The following is a 17,142-nucleotide window of genomic DNA, read 5'->3' as shown; positions in this document are numbered from 1 at the left end:
TCAGGCTCCAAAGTAGTCGATGGCGTAGCGGACGTGCCGGTCCATGGAGGCGAGAGCGCTATCTACGTCGCTCATGGCGGAATTGAGTGCTTGCTCGGCGGCTGCGAACTCGCCTCGGGCGGCATCGAGGGCGTCTTGCTCGTCCTGAGCCTCGACAGCGAGGTCGTCGAGTAGCGTGATGGCTTCGGCGTCTGTCATGCGTCCTCCGGGCATGAAAAAGCCGCCTCGAGGGCGGCTTGGTAGTCGTTGAAGGCGTGGTGCATCTCCGCTGGCGTTTCAGCTTGACGAATGCGGTGCTTGGCCCGGATCCGTTCGGCCTCGCGCGCTGCTTCAGCGTCACACCATCGACGCCGAGCGGCGGTGACGCTATCGATGGCCGCCTGTAGGGACACGCCCAGGGCATTGGCCTCAGCCCTGAGCAGCGGGCCGCCGCCGGCTTTGGCCTCCTGCCATTTCGCTTCGCGCATCGCGACAACCGACGGCAGGGGGCCCGGCACAGCCCCGTCGACTTCAGCCAGGTAGTGCGATCGGGCCGCCTCTACGTTCGCGTGCTGCTGGATACTGAGCCTAGCCATTGACGACCACCTCCAGCGTCTCATCAAGGTGAGGGGCGGCGCCCATGAGCTCGACCGTGTACGTTCCTGGGACATCAAACGCCAGCTCCGTGGGGGCGTCGTCGGCAACAATGCTGCTGGAGCCGACTGTCACTTTCGTCCCAGCGGCCAGGCCCTCAATGGTGACCACCAGCCCATCGACGGTGATGCTCGTGCGTTGCGGCTGTTTCGCCTTGATTTCTCCATCATCGAGGTCCACATAGTGAGCCGCATCATCGAAGCCGGCGGGCACCTCCACGTACCCTTGCGAGGCATCGCATTGCAGGTCGATTACCTTGTCCGGGCACTCGACGATGTACTCAATCATGCCAGTGGCCTTTTCGTATATCGCCGCGATCATCGCTTGGCCCCCATTCCAATCAGGGTGCAGTAATTGACCCCGGTGTTGCCGTAAGCGCGCTTGCTCTGAACTTTAATGGTTACAGTGCCATTCCTTGTGCCGGCGTCGATAATCCCCTGAATGGATGGATCATTGCCGGCCATTTCGTACTTCACGGAGCCGTTCACTACCCATCGCCAGTATGTGTTGGAGTATCCCGACACACTGGCTGAGAACCAGGCGATAGCTCGGCCCCCCTCGGGGTTGAACGAAATCGAAAGCGTGTCCTTCCAGCTGCCCTGATTGCTGATCGTGGAGGTTCTACTGGAGCTGACAGGTACGGTGACAGCCTGTCCCTTGATCTGCAGCGTGTCGACATAGGCGTCCCCCGTGTAGATGCGGTTGCCGTTGATACGCGTGCTGCCTGGACGGGTCCAGTAATCAACACGGCTTTTCGCGCTATTGCCATTGTTGGCTCGGTCCCGAACTGTCGAAGCGCTGGTGCCCGCTACGCGTGAAGTGTCGTATGCAGTATTGCTTGCGGTTCTGTCTGCGTCAGAAGGCGGTTTGGTGCCAGCTATCTCGGAATAGCTCACGCTGTCCTTGCTCGCGAGAGCGCCTGCTCCATTGACCTGCGAGAACTCGACAACACCGCGAAAGGTGAAGTCGGAATTGATCTCGCCGCCGGTCGGCGTGAGCAGCCATCCCTCCTGGCCGGGAACGTAGTTGTCCGATTGGCCGCGCTTCACCACGAGCTGTTCGACGTCGATGTACTCAGCCTTGAGCTTCCCATCCTCAAAGATGAACGTGCCCTGGCCGTCGCGCAGCTTGGTGAACACCAGCGACTGAATCAGCGCCTCTTTGAGGTAGGTTGTGCCGTCATCGACGATGAAGGGGATCACCTCACTGTCAGCGAGGCCGGGCTGAGCGATGTAGAACTGATCGGCACGAACCGCAAACTGAGACTCGTCTCCGTCGTTCGACAGGCCGATACCCGAGACATACCCGTTTGCGTCGAGACGCAGCGTCCACATGGCATCGATGCGACCCGTTTGGGTGTTGATGCTGGCTTGGGTTTGCTGCTGGACGCTGGCAATCTCGTCGCCGAGCTCAGCCTGCACCGTCGTGATCTGCTGGGCTAGGGCAGCGCCGTCCTCCACGCGGGCTTGCTGTTCGGTCTGGATGCCAGCACGACTGCTGGCGGTACCAACGTTAATCGACTCGAACTGGATGGCCTCGATCTCGTCGCCTTCCTGGCGCAGGCGCTCCAGGGCGCGAATCGCTGCGGACTGTTGCTGGGTGGTCAGCGTCAGGATGGACTGAGCCTGGGCCAGCGCTTCGTCTTCCTCGACTCGGGTCTGCACCTCCTCCTGAAGTGCAGCGGTGGTGTCGCCAGTTGTCGACTCGACGGTGTCCAGGCGTGACGCTAGAGCAGCGTCCGCGCTGGTCCGAGCGTTCTGCTCACTGGTCAGGCCGGACTCTACCTGGCCGGTGCGAGCGGATAAGCTGGTCAGCTGCGAGGATAGCGCCTGGTCGGCATCAGCGCGGGCCGTTTGCTCGGCAGTAATCGATGCCATATTGCCATCGACGTCGGCGCGCAGTGCGGTGATATCGGACGCCATTGCGCTATCGGCGCTTGCGCGCGCCTGCTGCTCTGTCACCAGGCCAGCGGTGTTGTCATCTACCTCGGCCTGGAGCGCTGACAGGTCGCTGGCGAGCGCCTGGTCACCCTCGACACGGGCCTGCTGCTCAGCCTCGATGGCCGCCGTGATCTCGAGGATCTCGCCGGCAACGCGCTTCACGCTGACGGCATCGACAATGACGCCCAGGCCAGCACCAGAGGTGTCAGCCCAGATAGCGATGTGGTCGGTTGTGCCGCTCCCGCCTTCGGGCACCACATAGCTGAACTCGAACACCTGCCAACTGGTGGTCGGCGTGAATCGATGCCAGCCGCTGTCGCCGGCGCCATTGGTGCTGTAGGTCACTGCGAATTCAGCCGATGCGCTCGCATCCGGCTGAACCGCTGCCACGCGCACCGTCACCTCGTATCCCTCGAATGCCGCAGAGGCGCCCGCCGGGATGGGGGCATGCGTAACACCCGTGGCGCCGCTTGAGGCCGGGGCGCTGGCCGTGGAGGTGAGCAGGGCCGACTGCATGCCGCCGTAGACGTTCCCCGTTTCGGCGGTGAGGGTGTCGGTACCGGCGACGACCCACTGGTTGAAGTCGGTGCCGGCCTCGAAGCCGCTGGCAAACTGGGGTAGCGCATCCACCTTGGCGGATAGCTCCCCGATCTGAGAGGCCAGCACACTGTCGCCATCCACTCGGGCTTGCTGTTCGGTGGTGATCCGAGCAGCCTGCTGGTCAATCTCCGCCTCGAGGGCATCTGAACGGGCAGCGAGGGCGCTGTCACCGTCAGCGCGCACCCGCTCCTCAGTACGGATTGAGGCCGTGCGGTTGGCCGTCTCGACGTTCAACGCCTCGTAGATGATGGCGTCGAGTTGCTCGCCCTCCTGCTGGACCCTCTGGAGTTGGCCAATGTAAACGCTGTGCTGGCCAGTCGTTTGGGTCAGGCCATCGAGACGCTCAGCAATAAATCCGTCCTCGGTCTCTCGGGCCTCTTGCTCGCTGACGATCGCGCTCTCGGCGGCGTCCAGTCGATCGGCCAGCTCACCGTCCACGACCTCCAGGTCGTCACGGGTCTGCTGGAGCGATTGCTGGACACTGCTGACTCGCCCATCCAAGCGAGCAGTTTCGCTGGTCAGCGTGGACTGCACGCCATCTACGCGGCCGTCGATACGCTCCACTTCGGCGGCATTCTCGGCGACGCCTTGAGCGGTTGAGTCGATCTTCTCTCCCAGGGCGGGAAACAGATCGTCTTGCTTGATCTCACCGCTGATCACCGACATGATCGCGCCCGGATCGTTGTCGGTGGTGGCCGCCAGCGCGTAGAAGGACGACGTGAAATTTACGGTCCAGCCGCGGATCCAATAGTAGTACGTGGTGTCGGGCTCCAGGCCTACATCGGTCCATGACATGCCGACGCCAAGGCGGACAGCGCTGGTTTCGACGTCACCGAGGGCCAGCGGCAGGGTGGAGCGGAAAAACTCCCACTGCGAGCCGGCGTAGACCCCCTGAGGGATCAACACCATCTCGAAGGTGCCTTCGCGCACGTCCACGGATAGCGGCGCAGATACTGCCTGCCCAGTGACCAGCAGGGTGACATTCTGGGACCAGTCTGAAAACAGGGCGCCATTGCGTGCGCGCACCTGGATCTCGTAGTTCTCACCGTCCTGCACGTCGCGGATCGTCAGCGTGCCGGAGGGCGTGAAAGGCCCCGCCTTTTGCCACTGACTTTGCCCGACCACGCGATAGCGCGCCTCGATCTCCAGGGAGGGCAGGCCCACCTGAGCCGAGAACGCATAGCTCACCCGGATCAGCGTCTGGAACGAGCCATCGGGGTTCCGATGAGATGCCGACTCATCGCCGCGAACGGCTGTGATCTTCGGCACCGGCGGACGTATCTGGTCTACCGGGATCGGGTGCGTGATGCCCGGGTCGAAGTCGGGTGCTGACGAGAAGTCGTAGATGTCAGTCGCCGCCGGCACCAGGGTCAGGTCAGCGGTGAAGTCACCGCCGTGCTCGATCTTTGAAACCTTGCAGTCGATGGATTCTTTATCGAGGACGCCATAGAGCACGAGGTCGCCCACCTGCACGTCGATGGGATCGGACAGGGTCAGTTCGTTGGTTTCACCGATGTTGGTCGAGGTGACGACGGTGGTCGCTTGAGGTCCGTCATGCCCGCGGACGCGCACGCCATAGGGGCGCGAGGTCTCATACTGGACGGTCTCATCCAGCGTGATCGTCAGGCCGCTGACGGACGTTACTCGGGCCTGCCCGAGGCCGACAGAGATCACATCGTAGGCCAGGGCAACGCGGTTCCCGCGCATGACGGCCAGGTTCTCCCAGTCCATCTGAACGCGGTGGGTCTCCGGGCGGAGGATGGCCTGGCGGATGTGGTACATGCCGTGGTGGTACGCCTCGGCGGCACTGGCCACGCCCTGGGTCTGGAAGTCCTCGAAGCGCGTCGCGTTGCTGGCGTTGTAGCCGTCACGGTACACAATGCGCTCGGCGTCGGACCAGGTGTCCGGGTCGATATACTTCACGCGCAGGGCGTGGGGCATGTCCTGGAACTGCCGAGAGGACGAGAACCCAATAGCATTACGCGGCGAGATCGCCTGCACCACAGGCTCGTTCGGATTGTCCCGCACCACGCCAAACAGGCCGTCCTGGAGGGCGAACGAGGCCTGGCCGGTGGAAGCGATGGCTTTGGCGCGCTCGAATAGCGTCTCGCTGGCGTCGTGCACCCAGTGGTAGCTGAGCCCTTGGGTCCCGCAGAACAGCGCCCACTCCCGAATGCTCGCGATGTCGATCTGCCCTTCACTCACCGGGCGCCCGACTTGCTCGCCGGTGAGGGCGTCGAGATAGGCCCATGCTGGATTGCTGGTCGCCTGCAGCGAGAACGAGGAGCCGTTGTAGACGCGAAGGACCGCCTGGGTCTTCACGTTCAGCTGATCGATAACACCATTGAGCTGGTCTGTCGCACGAATGCGCAGAGCCAGGAGCACATGGTCACCTTTGTACGCTGGGCCCGGCTGAACGGAACGCAGCACGGACCACTGGCAATCCGAATAGACCGCTTGCTTGCCGCCGTGGAAGGAGCGATTCCGCGTGACCCGGACGTCATACTGGCCCTGCGACACCTTCCAGCGGCGGTTGACGCGCTTGGTGTCCTTGGTGGGGCCATCAATGATCCAGGCGCTATCCTTCACGATCCACGAGTCGGAACCGGTCGGCCGGTACTCGATGCGGAACTCGACCTTGGTTTCTGACGTGGAGCCCTTGCTGTTGATAGAGAACAGGCCCTGCGGGAAAACGAGGTCCAGGCTGATCTCTTTGGTGTTGGACGCAGTGGTACGGGTAGCGCTGACGCCGTCGTAGACCCAGACGTCGTCCTCGTAGTCCGGGTTCGGACTGAGCGCGACGCCGACCGCTTCCTCGTCGATATCGGCATAATCGAGGGACAGCTGGCTGGCGGTGCCGATCTCCCACTCGACGTCGTCATACTGGCCGATCTCAGTCTCACCGATGCGGATGGCGTCGCCTACATTGGTGCTCTGGTTCAGGCGAGCGTAGCCTGCACCCACACGCCGCCCCGCGACCTCGAGAGGGCCATAGCCCAGGCACAGCAGCATCCGCAGATACTGATCGTTGCCGGCAATCTCGGTGACGGGATTGGCCGCCAGCTTGGGGTACCAGCGCGGATTGCCATAGACCCGGGGCACGACGCCGTATGGGTCGGCCTGGTTGCGGGTGCCGGTCAACGACTGGCGAACATTGGGAGACGGCACGGCGCCGGCCTGCTCCGGCGATGCTGGAGGGATCAGGGCGTTGACTGCCAGGTTTCCAGCAAGAGTCACTGCGGCGCTAGCAGCAGCACCCGCCAATGCGCCGGTTGTGGTGCCTACCCCGCCGAAGGCCGCTGCTGCCGCGCCGCCGGTGTAGGCGGCGAGCACAGCCACTGCAATGATCGCCACAGCGCGACCAATATCATCCTCGGGGTTGGCGTACAGGGTGACCACGCCATCGGCAGGCAGAGGCGTGCTCCAGTCCTCGCGAGACCACACTTCACCGTCGACCTGGGCGAAAACGTTCACCGGCAGATCGCCAAAGGTTTCGTACAGGGTCGCGCCGTCCGGAATTTCGGCGCTGTAGCATTCACTCCGCAGGGGATGCGGACGGGCGACAATCGTGGTCATACCGATAAAATCCTTCGATACGTGAGCGCCAATAGGGGCGGGTGTATTGCTCGATGCAGGCGTCTTTCTGGCGGGTCGTGTGGAGCATCCACCCCGGTGCGATGACCAGGCCGATGTGGTTGGGGCGCCCATCAACGTTGAACAGCACGGCGTCCCAGGGCTCCGGGGCGGCCACTCTGCGCCAATCCACCAGTCCACCCTGGATCATGGCCGCGGTCACCGGCGTCATGGTGTCGGTGTACCCAACATGCTCTGGGATCTCGATGGCCAGTCGGTCGGCGTAGACGAGACGCAGGAGGCCGTAGCAGTCATATCTCGGGCCACGGCCACCCGACTGAAACGGAAGCCCGATGTACTCGCTGACGTCGAGCATTAGAACAGCCCGGGGGCAAGGCCAGGGTTGAATATCTCGGCGACGGCGGGCTCGTTGAGGATGTCCATGGCGTAGCCAATGGAGAGAGTCACCACGTCCACCCCGATATCCGAGTTGAGCAACACGAAGTCGAGCGGGCCGATCTCCGGCGTGACTGCGCCGCCTTGCACGCGCACGATGTCCAGGCGAACGCCGGGCGGAGAGTCCACGCTCCGAAGCAGATCGACCAGCGTCCGATCGACGTTGTCGACCCTCATCTCAACGGTGGGGATGCGCTCTTCAGTGTCCGAAGGCAAGGTCAGCTCGAAGGGCAGGCCGATGTAGGTTTGCCCATTGAACTGAATGTTCTCAGTGTTGTTGACGATGCGCGCAGGCTCAGACATCTGGGCGTGAGTGAACTGGACACAGGCCAGCATCATGGCGCCGCTGTTCTGAGCGAACAGCTCTCTCATCGTATCGGCAGAGATAGAACGAACGGCCACGGCGATCTCCGGGCAAAAGAAAACCCGCCGAGGCGGGCTAGGGTTGAATCTCGAGGGTTAGAGATAGGCGGTAGTGCGTCGCTCCGGCGCCAACCGGTGCCAGCTGGTAGGGCGGATCGCCTTTCAGTAGCACCGACACCGTTGCTCCGGTCCTCGGGTGCGGAATATCGAAGGGCAGGGCGCCGGCTGCAATGTCGTCTGAGTAGAAGGCCTCGAACGTCGGGATCTGGTCGCGCGTCAGATGACACTCAAACGGCACCGTCATGGTCGCTGCAGTGAAGCGCCGCCGGGTCTTGGCCGGGCCGCTGTCCATCGAGGACCGCAGCACCTGGCTCTGCGGGGACTCGTTGTAATTGGCCGCGAGCGTCTTCTGAGGGAGGGAGGCGGGCCAACTGGGCATTATAAGGGCCTCCGCTTCTGCCGATAGTTGCGGGACATGGTCGAATCCATGGTGCCGTCGTTGAACATGCTCTTGACCTCGTCGCGTATCAGGATGCGGATCTGCCGCCGGCCATCGGAACTTCGGCTTTCTTGCACCTCCGGCTGCGCGCCGCCTTGTCGCTGGTCGATCACCTGGACGACGGTGTCGCTGATGGCCGTTGGCGAGCCTCCCACTAGGCCTCCATTGGCATAGCCGGGCATGTTGTTGAGGCGCTCGAGCATAGGCAGGACGCCTGGCCGTTTCACCACTTCTCGGCGCACAACAAACTCTTCACCATGAACTACGCCTTTCGGTTCGTACTTGCCGCCAGGGCCTGTCCATCCACCCTCCGCAAAGCCCTGGAAGCTGCCAGCGCTCGAAGAGCCGTATGAAGCTCCAAACGCGCTCCCGCCTGACGCGCTACCGAAAGCGCTGCCGATCAAGCCGCCCCAGTCAAAGCCTGAGATTGCCTCTACTGCGGGCTCGGTGATGCTCTTGCGAACCGCAAGGCGAGCGATGTCCTCGGCAATGCCGGCCAGGACTTCCCGGAAACCCTCGCCGCCCACGATGGCGTCCTCGAACGCGCTGGAGAAGGTCAACCCGAGATCCCGAGTGAGGTCGTCAGTCTCCTTGACCTTCTCCGCCAGCCCGCCGGTGGCGATCTGCTCCATGAAGCCGCCGGTCAGCTCTGCCGAATACTGTGTGCGCAGTCGCTCCTGGGCTTCAGCAAGGCGAAATGTTTTGTCAGCGGCAGCTTTGAGGTCGAGAAGATTCATTTCCTCCCGAAACTGCCGGTGGGCAGCTTCAAGGGGGAATAAGCGATCGATCAGGCGCTGCTGGGATTCAGCGAGCTCTTTTGTGGCTTTGTCTGCTTCACTCGTGCTCTCTGCCAGGGTTCTTAAGCTGTTGGTGGGCTTTATGCTGCTTTCGCCCAGCGATTCCAGGCGATTCTCAAGCTGGACAACAGCCTCGTCGTAGCTGGCAATCTCTGTTTCGATTTGCCGCACGGCTTCCACTGCCTGATTTCGCCCCGAGCCAGCGCCTGGGCCGATGCCGACATAGCCCGGCCCAGGGCCTTGCATCTGGATGGCATCTCGCTCCGCTCGCGCGGTCTGCGCAGCTCGCTGTAGGTCCGCGATATCAGCCGAGAGCTTGGATATGCCGTTCTTGAGCGCTGCCTCGCTGTTCATGTTGATTGAGTCTGTCAGCGCGTCAACAGTGGAGGTAACTGACTCAATTTTAGGCTGCACTAGGCCCAGTTCTTCTCGGAAGTAGTAGATGCCTCCGGCCGCCACAACGGCTGCGCCTACGGGGCCGCCAAGCAGTGCTATCGCACCTGATGCGGTCCTTACCGCAGCGCCCATCGCAAGCTGTGCAGTAGCCGCTGTACCACTGACTCCTGCCAGGCGGGCGAGAGCAGCCTGGTAGGCGAGGGTCTGTCCCAGGGCGGCCAGCTTGGCGGCGGTAGCAGTTGCCAATGCCCCGGACAAGCGGCCCGCCATCAGCACGGCCAAAAACTGCGCACCATCCACCAGCGTGTCTATGTTGTCCGATAGGCCAACAATGGCATCACCTGCGAGCCCGACAGCGTCGTTCAGCCCTTCGCTCGCTCCCACCCATTCGAGAATTTTGTTTCGTGACACAGCCATTTTCTGGCCAAACGTTGCAATCGACTGGCCAAACGCCTGGTCGATACTGACCGCTGCGCCCTCCATGGCGTCGATGATGACCTGGGCAGTGATGCCGCCCTCAGCGGCAAAGTCTTTCAGCTCACCAGTGGTCATGTCGAGAGAGTTAGAGATGGCCCTCATGATCTCCGGCGCTTGCTCAGCCACTGAGTTAAATTCATCACCGCGAAGCGCCCCAGCAGCCAGGCCCTGAGCAAGCTGAGTGATAGCGCCGGCAGACTCGTCCGCAGTAGCGCCGGACAGCGCGAACGACTTGTTGATGGAGTCGGTAATTCCGAGCAGGCGCTCGCTGGAAATGCCCAGCTCTTGGGTTGATTTCTCTAGGCGGGTATACAGATCGACGGTTGACTCGTAGGTAGAGCGCGAGTCGTTAGCGATCTGGAGTAGCTCGCGCTGTGTCTTGGCAAGCTCGTCGCTAGAGCTGGTCACCTGGCGAATCTGATTTGTGGTGTTGGACCAAGCATCGGCATATCGGATCACCTCGCCGGCACTGGCAGCGCCAACGAGACCGGCCAGCGCCCCGGATGCCGCAAGTGCAACGCCGCGAAGCCGGGACGTCTCCGCCGCCACTCCGCCGAGGCTCCCGGCAGCTCGATCTCCAGCCCGATCGACATCGACGAGCCCACGCTCCACGCGCTTTAACGACCGCTCACCGCTACGGCTATCGATCACCAGCTCAAGGCGGCTGGAATAAGGCATCACAATCTCCAAGCATAAAAAAAGCCCGCTATGAGCGGGCCTTATGGTTTTTCGGGAGGATGGCTAGAGTTCCGCCTTAAACCGGGTTAACTCGCCTGACGACGGGTCAAGATACCATCTGCGCGCAATGTTCTGAGGTTCGCCACAGAACATGAAGTAATATGGCTCCCCGGCTACTCGGGAGAATCCGCCATTATTCCGCATCACCTCAGCATCACAGTCATCTCTTCCGCTTAGTTCGACGATTGCTTCGGTAAAAGCATCTTTGTACTTCTCTGCGTCTTGTGACAAAGCCGCAATAGATGCGGCCTCTTCCTCGCTAATCGAGTCCCCACCACAACCTGTTAGAGCCATCGCGACTACTGCGGCGACAATACACCCTTTCATGACCAGCCCTCGCCATCCTCGCCAGCACGGGTATTTTTTCGCACTGCCTCGAAGTATATACGTGCGTACTGATCTCCGAGCCATAGAGACATGCGGGCCATCAACGTGCTTGAGTCAAAAAACTTTGCAATGATGTAGCGGCGCGCTGGCTGACCGTCGCGGGGGATTTCGTTCTCTATCTTCTTTTCGACAACTGCACCATTTTCCTCAGCCGCAGAGATGATCTTCTCGATCAAGGCCTCACCGTCACTGGGCGTTAGGCTCTTTATCTCAGCGAGCAGTTTGCGCTCCTCCTCTAGTTTCTCAACAAGGTCTTCGGGCACGAAACCATTCAGCTTGTCTTTGATCCGCAATCCGGCGGTTTCCGAGGTAACGTCATGGAAAGTTCGGTGAGCTTCGCTGTAGTCGCGGTAGTAGGGCGCATGCTTCTTTTTCATGATGCCTCCGTGCGTGTTTTCCCCAGCGTAGCGAATAGGGCAGGGCGAGGCTAGGTTCTGCTTTCCATGTATACCCAGTCCATCTCACGCATAACGTTAATGTACTCATCTGCTGAGCAGGGTAGCACCATCATCTGGCGCAAAGCAGCCATCTCAGACAACGGTATGGGCTGAATGGCGCCGAAGCCGGCAGGTCTTGATGGGGAGAGGAGGTCGAACAGGTGCAGCCAGAAGGCACAGCGCTCGTCGATCTCTGGCGGCTCAACCTGCTTTGAGAGATTGAGCGCCTTTGCGATCGTGGCGAGCTTGGTTTCTCGCCCGGCTGTTGTCAGGCGGTACTTGAGCGCTGCCGCGGCTTTTTTCCTTGGTCCTCAATGTCCTCACGACGAAAGTTGGACAGGTCGTTGGCCTGACTGAGAATGCGCGCCACCAGATCAGGGTTGTCCAGCATCACCTCAACGGCATTTTCGATGCTGTAAGGGATCGGTTCGCCGCTATCGTCTTCGACGCCGCTCCAGTCTCGCAGAACGCCGGTGGCGATGGCCGTGTACAGGGCGCGCTCTTTCTCAGCTGGCTCGATCTTCTTCCGATAACCGGACTCCTCCAGCGCCTGCTCGTAGATGGGGTTGCCAGCTCGGGCGACCTTGAACTGGCCGCCCATGATTGCTAGCCAAACGCCTTGAGTGAAGGCGTCAGGTGAGTATCGTTTTGCATTGAAAGCCATCGGGGATTCCTTATACCAGCACGCGGGTGACTTTGATGGGAGTGTTCTTGGCGGTGTAGTTGAGCGACACCTGGACGATGTCCTCATTGCCACCGTCCGGCAGCTCGCCGTCGATCTCGATTTCTGGCAAGTCGAAGGTGTAGCTGTTGCCGGCGGCATCGGTCAGAGGGAAGGACACGCCGATAGCCTCGCGGGTCAGCATCTTCTTCCATTGGTTCCAGGCCGCCTTGCTCCAGGCCATGGTGAGCGAGCCGGAGACGTTGGCCGATGTGGCAATCAGGGCGCCGGGACCGGCCTTGCCGAGGCAGCGTTGGGTTTGCAACGTGTTGTCGATGGACATGGACAGGGCGCTGATACAGGCCTCGCCGGCCAAGGTGGAGCCGTCGACCAGAATGTCGCCAACACTGGTGGCGGAGCCCATCGCCACGGTGGTTGTCTGAGGATTCACGGTGCCAGCAGCGGTCGGGTCGGTCTCGCCGTCCTCATAGCCGAGGCCCATGCCGGTGAAGCTGCAGGTCACCTTGCCTTCTTCGGGGATGTCGAGCTGCATGGCACCGATGTGCACGCCCTTGAAGGTTGAGTAGACGCCGATGTCTTTGAATGCCTTCACGATGGTGAAGGCGTGGCGGTCAGCACCAATCTCCAGCACATCAGTCGCCCAAGTGCCGTAGAAGGCTGCCTCGAGCAGCTTGTCGAACGTGCCCGCGCTCATCTCGCCGGCCAGGTCGCCGGAGTAGTCGAGGCTGGTGATGATGCCGCCGCCCTGCATGCGCGTCTCACGTTTCTCGGCAGAGACCTCGGTGGAGACGTTGGGCGTCAGGGTATTGCCGGTGAGGCGCAGGGTGTCCCAGGTCGCCGGATCGGGCGTTTCCCCAGGCGTGGACTCGGGAGCGAGGTAGGTTGCGATCTGAGAACCGCTGGACATGATTTTTCTCCAGGCATGAAAAAAGCCGCTCAAGGCGGCTCGGAGGTGGGCGGTGGGGTGGTTTAGCCGACGCGGAAGGGTGTCGATACGTTCAGTTGGTAATTGCCGTCAGAAGGGCCAGCGCGCTGCACTGACGAGGCAAGCGTCTCAAGGTGCCCGGTACGCCAGAACTGCAGGTGCGCAGCCAGGGAGTCGGCGATCTGGTACGCCTGCCGGCTGCCCTGATTGTCCTTGGTGAACACCTGGCACATGATCAGCCCGGGGCGGCGAACGCAGGGTTCGGAGCCGAGACCAGCGACGAAGCTGTCGCCGTGCTGGATGGTCAGCCTCACCCATGGCTCTTGGTTGGCGATGGCCGTATCTACTGCGTCACCGTTGGGAGCGCCGTCATAAGCCACCGGCACGCCATCCCAGGCCGCCATCCGTGTCGTGATGGCGATGCGGATCTCGTCGAAGGTCATGTGTTCTGCGCTCGCAGGTTGTCGAAGGTGATGGCGTAGACGCCGGCGGGGGCTTGAATGCTGTAACCCGCTGGGGTCGTCTTCCCAGCGGGCTTATAGATGAACTGGCCGAACTCGATAGCCTCCGCATAGGGAAGATTCGACTGCACGTAGATCACTTCCCAAGCGGTGCGCACTGACTGGATCTTCGCGGACCCCTTGGCAAGGGTGGCGCTGCCACTCCTATCGGTGTCCTCCAGGCTATAGCCATTGTCCGGTGTGGCAACGCTTACGCGGTGACTGCCGCGAAATGCACCGGTATCGACCGGCGAACGCTCGATGACACCGCTCAACGCCTGCAGCGCCGTGGCCCGCAAGCGCTTGTTCTGCTGGGCTTCGACCTCGCGGGCGAAGCCAGAGAGTGACTTGCTCCAGCCCTTGCGTGCCATTACTCCCTCCAGAGGTAAATAGCCCGGCACTTTGGCCAGGCTGCTAGAAGCTAGCGTGATCGTAAGCCACCGTAAGGTTCCAAAGCTTGCTGTAAGTCCTCAATGAGGGCCACGCCAACTCCCTCCGTTCTGCGTAGCTCCTGGTGGGATAGCTTCACGGCTTGAGCAACGGTGGATATGCCAAAGTGACGGAGGAAAGACTTGGTCTTTGCCCGCTTGACGAGATCGTGAACGTTGATAGCGGACCATTCCTGCTCTTTGTGAGCCAACTCCCGCTCTTTCAACATCTCCGCCGCGATGCTGTAAGCGGTTCGTGCAATCGCTGCCCGATGCCGGGTGTCGGAGTTGAGAAGCTCTACGCCCTCGGCCGTGACCAGAGACTTCATCGCCTCAACGGCAAATTGATCCAGCAACTCGTTGTCATCGCCCATTATGTAACCGCCAGGTAGAGGTGGTGTAGCTATTGTAGCCGCTTGTTCCAATTCAGTTTACGGTCTCCTGAGCTGAATCGTCCAGGTGGCCTTGGCGGGGTCCTGCCCAACGTTGACCACCAGCATGCCGTCGATGGTGTCGTCGATCGTCGGGGTGTCGCTCACCTCGTTCTGCAATGCGGTCAGCTTTACGTCGGTGCGCCGGATGTGCTGGTCATCGACCTCTTGGATCGAGTACCCGCCGAACACGCCGCGCCCGGAGTAGGTCGCCGTTGTCTCGGGATAGGTGCCCTCGATGGGGTCGAACTCGCCCGATACGACAGTGCGCGAACCGGTGAACGTCGTCACCGCGTCCGCTAGCTTGGTGTCGAACGCCTTGCCGACCTTCGCTTGCACCTTTTCACGAATACCCATCACGCCCTCCGAACAGCAAAGGTGGAGCCACCGCCGGCGGTGAGGTAGGGCCGGAGCAGATCGTTGACCAGTCGCAGCGTGCCGGAGCTAGCCGAGGCGCCATCTTGATACTCTTCCTCGACTTTAACGCCATCAGCATCGACCATCTCGCGCTTGAGGCTTGGCGCTCGATCGCCGTAGAGGTTTCCGGCAGCAGCATCCTGCGCCAGATAGGCGCCGGCCTGCTTGATGTCGTCCTCGACGGGATCAGAGGCCATGACACCACGGGCCGACAGCCAGGCGTTAGCCTCGAGGACAGCGCGGGTCTTGTCGCCATCTCCTTCCCAGCCAGCGGGCAGCAGGGCGTCAACGTCTGCGACGGTGATGTACTCGGTCATGTCATGTCTCAATCAGGTGGGCGAGAAGGGCTTCGATCTCCGCAATGCCATCAGTCCCGCCGGTAACGATGGCGAAGGCGCGAGCATCCATGGTCGTGTACTCGCCAGCCTGCCAGCCGAGATATGCCTCAAGAGACGGCGTGTCCGAGCTCGTGCCAGCAGTAGAGAAAGACCCGCTCGTTTGCTCGGCACCGTTCTTGCGCAGCCAGGCCGATGCATTGGCGTAGTCCAGCAGCGCCGAAGCGGTGAACGGCTCGTCGACTGCAATGACCTCCGCCTGCACGCCTGGCTCGAAGGGGTCCTCATCCAGCCTGCGACCAGCTGCTTGCAGGTAGGTCGTGGCTCTGGTGTTCAGCCTGGCCCGGGTGCCAGTGCTTGATGTGCCGGTCGAGAACCAGATCATCGATTTATCGGCGCCGGCCAACTCTCGGTACGCCCCGGCGAAGGCTAGGTACAGGCTCGGTGAGTTCTGCGCAAGGCTCAGCGGCAGGTCGTAGTAGTCGTCGACACCATCGAATTCAAGGCGCCAGTTTCCAACCGAACCTCGAAGCGTGCCCGGCGCGGGCGTGGTCGCGTGATTGCCTCCACCCGAGAGGTCATCGATTCGGCCAACCGGGTCGCCATCAGCCGTTGCCGGAATCGTGCCGGCCTCGTCCTGCCAGAGAATCGTGTTGCCCTGGTAGTCAGGCTGGATGACGTAGAGAGCACCAAGCTGCCCCGGCGCGAAGGCTGCCGCGACAGCCTCGCCGATGTAGTCGGGCTCAGGTTGCGGCGACTGGGGTGCGGTAGGGCGGCGCTGTTGCACGCGGAAGAATTCTGATGCCGCCAGGCGGCGCCGATCTCGCGCAGTGCGAGGCCGATTGATGCGTGTAGCCATGTGGCCTCCTGGCAGCAGATTCGGTGGGCGGCCGGAGCCGCCCGTTGCATTACTTGCGAGCGGCCTTGCGCTGCTTGTTGCGGAACTCGGCCAGCTCTTTCGGGCTCACGCGCTGACCAGGGACAAAGCCGTCCTTGTTGGTCTTCTGCGCAGCCGGCTTGGCTTGGGTTTCGGTGGCATCTGCCATTGCGATCACCTTTCAGCTATCGGATGAAGGGAAGAAGGGCGCCCGAAGGCGCCCGTCGATCAGTTGTGCACGAAGAAGGCGATACCGACGTTCTCGCGCTCGAACTCGCGCGACCAGTTGGCGGCAGTCTCGAACTCGGCGATGGTCGGAGAGAGGTCAGCGACAGAGGCGTCGGTGAACTTGTAGCCCTCGGGGTGCATCAGCCACTCCTTGCGCTCCCACAGGGTCTCGATGCCAGCACCGTTACCGGCGGCCTCGTCAAACTCGATGGCCACAGGACGACGCGGAGAGCCTTCGCCGTAACCGATCACGCCCTGACGGTAGAGCACGGACACGTAGCGGAAGCCGCTGGTGGTGCCGGCGATGACCGGGAGCTTCTTGTCCTCGACCACGCGGAAGCCGTTGTAGGTCGGGATCATGATCCCAGTGTTGGCATCCTGGATGTACTCGATGGCTTGCTGCTTGATCATCTGGGTCAGGGTGTCCGGATGGACAGCCAGGAGAGCCAGGTTGTCGGCAGATTCGCCCATAGTGGCGCGAGCGTCGACGAAGCCGTCGAAGCTCCACTTGTTGTCGGCAGTCGCGTTGGCGCCGTCCTCGGTGGAGGCGTCAAAGATCATGTCACCTGATCCGGCATCGTTCTGGTTGAACAGGCCGAGCGTGATGGCCTGGACGCGAGCGGCGAAACGCTGCTCCCAGTACGCGGAGGTGCGCGAGGCGATCTGGCGCATCGGGTCTTCGTTGCCGATCAGGCTTGAGACCAGGTTGGCCGCTTGCCAGCCGTTGTTGACGAAGATCTTGCGGGCCGCCATCTTGCCGGTGCCGATCTTGTCCGGGGTGGCCTTCTGGGTCGGGTCGTCGCTGGAGTTGTTCTCGCTGGATGCGTCGAGATCCTTCCAGTACGGAATCGAGGTCAGGCCGCCTTCGCCATTGGCGCGCGCTTGAAGCTCGTTGCTGGTCACCGCAACGCCAGATGCGATGTAGGCGTTTCGATCGGTGCGGTCTTCTTGCAGGTACGAGAGGTAGACGTCCTCGTCGAACTGCACATCGGAAAGTCGAACAGTTGCCATTGTGAGGCTCCT

General features: G+C 61.8%; 19 protein-coding genes. All 19 read right to left on the bottom strand.

All coding sequences use genetic code 11. The features are described from left to right. A complete protein-coding gene (locus tag NKF27_RS11450) occupies positions 1 to 198 on the bottom strand; it encodes a hypothetical protein (RefSeq protein WP_253551737.1) in 198 nt (65 codons plus the stop codon). Next, positions 195 to 575, bottom strand: a complete 381-nt coding sequence (locus NKF27_RS11445; protein ID WP_253551736.1) for a hypothetical protein — start codon at positions 573 to 575, stop codon at positions 195 to 197. Before NKF27_RS11445 ends, NKF27_RS11450 begins: the two co-directional genes overlap by 4 nt. After that, positions 568 to 921: a hypothetical protein gene (locus NKF27_RS11440; protein WP_253551734.1), complete on the bottom strand. Its 354-nt coding sequence runs from the start codon at positions 919 to 921 to the stop codon at positions 568 to 570. The genes NKF27_RS11445 and NKF27_RS11440 overlap by 8 nt, the downstream gene beginning before the upstream one ends. A 29-nt stretch (positions 922 to 950) precedes the next feature. Next, complete coding sequence (locus tag NKF27_RS11435; protein WP_253551732.1) at positions 951 to 6,749, bottom strand: host specificity factor TipJ family phage tail protein; 5,799 nt, start codon at positions 6,747 to 6,749, stop codon at positions 951 to 953. After that, on the bottom strand, positions 6,709 to 7,122 hold the full coding sequence (locus NKF27_RS11430) for a C40 family peptidase (RefSeq protein WP_253551730.1): 414 nt from the start codon (positions 7,120 to 7,122) through the stop codon (positions 6,709 to 6,711). The genes NKF27_RS11435 and NKF27_RS11430 overlap by 41 nt, the downstream gene beginning before the upstream one ends. Continuing rightward, positions 7,122 to 7,604, bottom strand: coding sequence for a DUF1833 family protein (locus NKF27_RS11425; protein ID WP_253551728.1), 483 nt, complete (start codon positions 7,602 to 7,604; stop codon positions 7,122 to 7,124). The genes NKF27_RS11430 and NKF27_RS11425 overlap by 1 nt, the downstream gene beginning before the upstream one ends. 37 nt (positions 7,605 to 7,641) lie before the next feature. After that, on the bottom strand, positions 7,642 to 8,004 hold the full coding sequence (locus NKF27_RS11420; RefSeq protein WP_253551727.1) for a hypothetical protein: 363 nt from the start codon (positions 8,002 to 8,004) through the stop codon (positions 7,642 to 7,644). Continuing rightward, positions 8,004 to 10,412, bottom strand: coding sequence for a tape measure protein (locus NKF27_RS11415; protein ID WP_253551725.1), 2,409 nt, complete (start codon positions 10,410 to 10,412; stop codon positions 8,004 to 8,006). Before NKF27_RS11415 ends, NKF27_RS11420 begins: the two co-directional genes overlap by 1 nt. 383 nt (positions 10,413 to 10,795) lie before the next feature. Further along, a complete protein-coding gene (locus NKF27_RS11410; RefSeq protein WP_253551724.1) occupies positions 10,796 to 11,236 on the bottom strand; it encodes a hypothetical protein in 441 nt (146 codons plus the stop codon). A gap of 328 nt (positions 11,237 to 11,564) precedes the next feature. After that, complete coding sequence (locus NKF27_RS11405) at positions 11,565 to 11,960, bottom strand: hypothetical protein (RefSeq protein ID WP_222561347.1); 396 nt, start codon at positions 11,958 to 11,960, stop codon at positions 11,565 to 11,567. Positions 11,961 to 11,970: 10 nt separating this feature from the next. Next, positions 11,971 to 12,918, bottom strand: coding sequence for a phage tail tube protein (locus NKF27_RS11400; protein ID WP_253551722.1), 948 nt, complete (start codon positions 12,916 to 12,918; stop codon positions 11,971 to 11,973). 29 nt (positions 12,919 to 12,947) lie between these two features. Continuing rightward, the gene (locus NKF27_RS11395) at positions 12,948 to 13,346 is read right to left on the bottom strand and encodes a phage tail terminator-like protein (RefSeq protein WP_253551720.1); all 399 of its coding nucleotides are present in this window, start codon (positions 13,344 to 13,346) and stop codon (positions 12,948 to 12,950) included. Further along, entirely contained in the window at positions 13,343 to 13,774 is a 432-nt protein-coding gene (locus NKF27_RS11390) for a hypothetical protein (RefSeq protein ID WP_253551718.1), read from the bottom strand. The genes NKF27_RS11395 and NKF27_RS11390 overlap by 4 nt, the downstream gene beginning before the upstream one ends. 50 nt (positions 13,775 to 13,824) lie before the next feature. Beyond that, complete coding sequence (locus NKF27_RS11385; protein ID WP_253551716.1) at positions 13,825 to 14,205, bottom strand: hypothetical protein; 381 nt, start codon at positions 14,203 to 14,205, stop codon at positions 13,825 to 13,827. A 57-nt stretch (positions 14,206 to 14,262) separates the two neighbouring features. Then, on the bottom strand, positions 14,263 to 14,619 hold the full coding sequence (locus NKF27_RS11380; protein ID WP_253551714.1) for a glutamate 5-kinase: 357 nt from the start codon (positions 14,617 to 14,619) through the stop codon (positions 14,263 to 14,265). Further along, positions 14,619 to 14,996 carry a DnaT-like ssDNA-binding protein gene (locus tag NKF27_RS11375; RefSeq protein WP_253551705.1) on the bottom strand — a complete coding sequence of 126 codons (378 nt, stop codon included), beginning with the start codon at positions 14,994 to 14,996 and terminating at the stop codon, positions 14,619 to 14,621. The genes NKF27_RS11380 and NKF27_RS11375 overlap by 1 nt, the downstream gene beginning before the upstream one ends. Position 14,997: 1 nt before the next feature. Then, positions 14,998 to 15,873, bottom strand: a complete 876-nt coding sequence (locus NKF27_RS11370) for a hypothetical protein (protein ID WP_253551703.1) — start codon at positions 15,871 to 15,873, stop codon at positions 14,998 to 15,000. Between the two features lie 49 nt (positions 15,874 to 15,922). Next, the gene (locus tag NKF27_RS11365) at positions 15,923 to 16,060 is read right to left on the bottom strand and encodes a hypothetical protein (protein WP_253551701.1); all 138 of its coding nucleotides are present in this window, start codon (positions 16,058 to 16,060) and stop codon (positions 15,923 to 15,925) included. A gap of 59 nt (positions 16,061 to 16,119) precedes the next feature. Then, positions 16,120 to 17,130 carry a hypothetical protein gene (locus NKF27_RS11360; RefSeq protein WP_253551699.1) on the bottom strand — a complete coding sequence of 337 codons (1,011 nt, stop codon included), beginning with the start codon at positions 17,128 to 17,130 and terminating at the stop codon, positions 16,120 to 16,122. Positions 17,131 to 17,142: the final 12 nt, after the last annotated feature.

The organism is Halomonas sp. DN3, assembly GCF_024137905.1.
GTDB classification, from domain to species: Bacteria; Pseudomonadota; Gammaproteobacteria; order Pseudomonadales; family Halomonadaceae; genus Halomonas; species Halomonas litopenaei.
The sequence above is the reverse complement of the archived record's forward strand: the minus strand, read 5'-3'. Positions and strand labels throughout refer to the sequence as shown.